This is a genomic window from Vreelandella lionensis, assembly GCF_002087295.1.
Taxonomy (GTDB): Bacteria; Pseudomonadota; Gammaproteobacteria; order Pseudomonadales; family Halomonadaceae; genus Vreelandella; species Vreelandella lionensis.
Genome location: NZ_MWVI01000048.1, coordinates 1 through 3,891 on the forward strand (window position 1 = coordinate 1; position 3,891 = coordinate 3,891).

Consider the following 3,891-nt stretch of genomic DNA (forward strand, 5'->3'; position numbering starts at 1 on the left):
CCGGTCTCCGGAATAACCGGGGCGGTTCACGGTCCGTCCATTCGCTGATGACATCTCCCTGCACCCCATTGGGGTAGCCGAACATCATAAATACTTGGCCTCTCTCAATATCCGGTTCCAAATAGGCCATGGCGTTGGTCGCGCCGTAGTTGTTATAGACTTCGACAATATCCCCATTGGAGATACCCAATGCCTCGGCATCCTGCGGGTTTATTTCTATGGGCGCCATCGGGAAGCGGCCCTTGCGGAACGCCAAATGCTGATCATGATAGGCAGACTGCCAAATCAGGTTGGTGCGGCCGTTATTAATCCAGAAGTCGTACGTCTCTTTCTGCTGCTGGACAACTCCCGGTAGCCCATTCCACGGGGAGGGCTGGAAATGCGCCTTACCGTCATCGGTATCAAAGCGGTTGTCGGTGTATAGCATCTCGGTACCAATCAGTTTGCCGTCCCGATACTCCTTGATCGGTAGCTGCACACCATTGTTACCGGCAGCTCTGAGGCGCTCGTAGGTTGCCAAATGGCCGGTTGGCCCGCCTTGGCTATCGATCGCTTTTTCGTGCGCCATACGGAAGCCATCGTTGAAGGCATCCTCCTCGGTGGTCCAATCGAAACCTGAGAAGCGTCCAGCCATCTCTTGGTTGCCAGCAGTCTCATAGCGCGCTTTGAGTGCGTTGGCGATATCGGCAGCAATAAGGCAGTCCGGCTTGGCGATGCCGGGAGGGTCCATAAAACGCTCAGACAGTCGGAGCCGACGCTCTCCATTCATAGAGGTTAAGTTCATCTCGCCGGGATGGGTAGCAGGCAGCACTAGATGGGCGTACTCGGCAAATTTAGTTCGGTAGAGATCGATATCGACAATGAATAGGCCACCTTTGTTTTTAACGGCATCATAGACAATATCGACCAGCTCTTCAGTGGTGGCACCACGCGCTTCGGCAAGGGCTTGGTTAACAATAGTGGCACGACGCTTAATGGCCTGCCGATAGGTCTCAGCATTGACCGTGGTCTGAAACGCGTTACAAGCCCACACCGTTAACATCATGCCATTGTCTTTGATCAGCTCTTGATCGATATAAGGCGCTGGCCGACCACCTGGGTAGGGTGGCCGTGTGTAGCCTTCCTGGTGTCCTCCCATTCTCACCACCCCGGTACCGCGTCGGCCGACGTTATGCGTGGCCAGCACTAGATTGACGAGGGAGGATTGGATGCGGTAGTTGTCATTGCCCCAGATGATTCCTTTCTCATAGGCGTGCATTGTACGGGGAGGGTGGCCACTCGCTTTGGGTTGGTAGGCCCACTCGGCTGCTTTGATAAGGGCGTCTCTGGGCACGCCGGTAATCCGGCTGCACTCATCCAACCCTAGCCGATTGGCATCCAGCATGGCATCGAAGCCGCTGGTAAACGCTGCGATGAATGCTTGGTCATGCCAGCCTTGCTCTACGACATAGCTAAGAAGCCCGTTAAATAGGGCAGTATCGGTGCCGGGCTGTATCGCTAGGTGAAGCACGTTCTCTTTGCCGGCAATGGTCTCGCAGATGGCAACGGTGGGCGTGCGGCGCGGGTCCACCAGGATCACTTTGCCCCGCCTGACCGTCTCTTCGGGAAACCATGCCTGCTTCTTACTGATATTGGAGCCGTTGAGGTTCGGCTCCCAGTGCGCCAGAAACCAGTTGGTTTGGGTCTCATAGGAGTTGCCGCCAATGGAGAAGATGACATCGGCCACCTCGGCGTCTTCATAGCTGTTGTTGAGCTCGCCTATACCCATATCACGGGTGGCATGGCACTCTGAATTATAGGCAGGCCGGTTGTGAATTCTGACCATCTGGCTTTGCAGGCCGCTAAAAATCAGCTTGCCGGTAGCCCAGGTATTCTCAAAACCACCGCCAGCGCCGCCATGGTCAAATAAATTAAAAAACAGCTGATCAGGGCCGTCATTGTCGAGGATGCGCTGGGTTACGCCCGCATAGAGAGCTAAGGACGTTTCCCAGTTGCTCTCTACCCAATCATCACCGGTGTATTGAAGCGGATACTTCAGACGCCGTTCGCCAATCGGGGTATTTTCAGCATACATAATGCTCGCCATCTGGCCGCCACGGGTGGATGAGAGCCCCTTGTTAACGCTGCACTCCTTGTCGGGAACGATCATGATGGTGTGTTCACTGCCATCGTGATCCTTGATCTGGTTCACCATGGCGGGTGTCATGGTGACCTGCATGGGCGAGAGCTGCTGGGTGAAATCTAGCCGCAGCGCGTTTTGATCCGACGCTCTTCCTCCTTCTGTGTTGGCTGGCCACTTATAAACGTGGTAGCCACAACCCACGATACAGAAATGACAGGCCATATTAGTTTTCTGAGCATTCATTGGTGGAAGGGGAATGCGGTCCTTGAACTGGCTCATCGTTGTTCTCCTAGAGAAACCGCTTGGTCGTAATCAAAGAATATTGGCCTGGCGACCATAAATCAGGCCGTCGACGGAGATGGCGTAGAGGGTATCTTCAGTTTCTTCGTAGGCTAGGACGACTCTGGGTAGATTTTCCGTGGCTTGGCCAATCACCATCTGGCCTGCGTTATCAGCATCAAAGATGCTGTAGTGGCAAGGGCACTTAAAGGTACCGGCGTCTTTGTCGTAGTTGACTGGGCATCCCATATGCGTGCACTGGGTACTGTAAGCGACGACGGATTTTTGGGGACCTATACCGCCTTTGATTGCCTTCTCTCTGCGAATAACGGCGCAAGGGGAGCGGTCATCAGGATAAGTGAAGTAAAAGGGCTCGTTGATGTTTAAGTCAGCCAGTTTAGCGACCTTGCTTCGTGGGTAGGGAAGCGTCGTATTACCTGAAGCGGTAGGGCGTACATCAGGCTGCTGCCCATGCGATAAGGGTGACAGTGAGAGGGTGCCCACTGCGGCGCCGCTGCCAGTAAGCTTTAGAAAATTGCGTCGACTTAGCCGTAACATTGTTGGGTGCTCCAGCGCTGGATGTTAATCGGTTGTTATTCATTGTTTGAGTTTTGTGTTGGTTTCTGGGAACGTATTGGTTCAATAGTGCTCCGTATAAAATATTGCTTTATAAGACTTTTGGGGGTGGCATTGCTGGACGTTGTGAGTTGATAAATTAAAATGCATTCTTAAAATATAGAGTGGTATTAGTCGTAATAAAGGTTAATTTTCTGATAGGAGTAGTCGATAAATTAATCAATATTTTAGGGTTGTTCGTTTTGAGTTTTTGGTTTTTTTAAAGTGGTAATACAATGAATTATATTTCTAGTTATCGATATAGTGGAAAAGTATTAAAAATTTACTAATTATAATGACGGGGGAGATTTTTGAGGGGTGCTAATTTATTAATGTGGGCGTAAAAAATTGACAGAAGTCATAGAAAATGAGGTTTACCTCGAGCTAGGATGCCCTCTGGAAAAGCTGCCCAATGTTGGGCTATTTTTTGTTTGATGGGAGGCCACTGATGGATAATTTGACAGCACTTACTTTTCTGCCGCAAGACCAGCTAGATTTAGCTTATTCGCATGAAGTTCGGGAGCTAAATCGCTACCGAGGCTTAGCACTGAGCTTTCTGCCTTTTGATCCACCTATCAGCCGCTTGATGGATGCGATTGGCATGGAGTGTGTGCATAGACTTTGTAGTTTGCAGGAAGTGGCAAGGCAGCTGGAGCTTGGCGCTTGCGCAAATGCTAACCACCAGAAGGAACCTCCATTTTTCAATAAAATGAGTAAGCACTTCTTCGTTGTAGATGAAAATATGGGGCATCATCTATTAATAAACGCCGAAAAAGCCGCTGAAATGACGTGTACGTTTTTTGGTTGGCTATTGGAAACGAATGCTACGCCAGAGTTACATCAAGCATTATCCTGAATCCGTGAAGCCGGCGCCG

General features: G+C 50.9%; 3 protein-coding genes. 1 reads left to right on the plus strand and 2 read right to left on the minus strand.

The features are described from left to right. On the minus strand, positions 1-2,401 hold a 2,401-nt coding region (locus B4967_RS05680), incomplete at its 3' end, for an arsenate reductase (azurin) large subunit (RefSeq protein ID WP_139794418.1). Between the two features lie 33 nt (positions 2,402-2,434). Continuing rightward, positions 2,435-2,959, minus strand: coding sequence for an arsenate reductase (azurin) small subunit (locus B4967_RS05685; protein ID WP_083024147.1), 525 nt, complete (start codon positions 2,957-2,959; stop codon positions 2,435-2,437). Positions 2,960-3,464: 505 nt separating this feature from the next. Between B4967_RS05685 and B4967_RS05690 the strand changes: the two genes are divergently transcribed. After that, positions 3,465-3,872 carry a hypothetical protein gene (locus B4967_RS05690; protein ID WP_192859200.1) on the plus strand — a complete coding sequence of 136 codons (408 nt, stop codon included), beginning with the start codon at positions 3,465-3,467 and terminating at the stop codon, positions 3,870-3,872. Positions 3,873-3,891: the final 19 nt, after the last annotated feature.

Bases quoted from the DNA above. Each gene is read 5' to 3' on its own strand.
- B4967_RS05685 (WP_083024147.1), bottom strand. From the start codon at position 2,959: ATGTTACGGCTAAGTCGACGCAATTTTCTAAAGCTTACTGGCAGCGGC.
- B4967_RS05690 (WP_192859200.1), top strand. From the start codon at position 3,465: ATGGATAATTTGACAGCACTTACTTTTCTGCCGCAAGACCAGCTAGAT.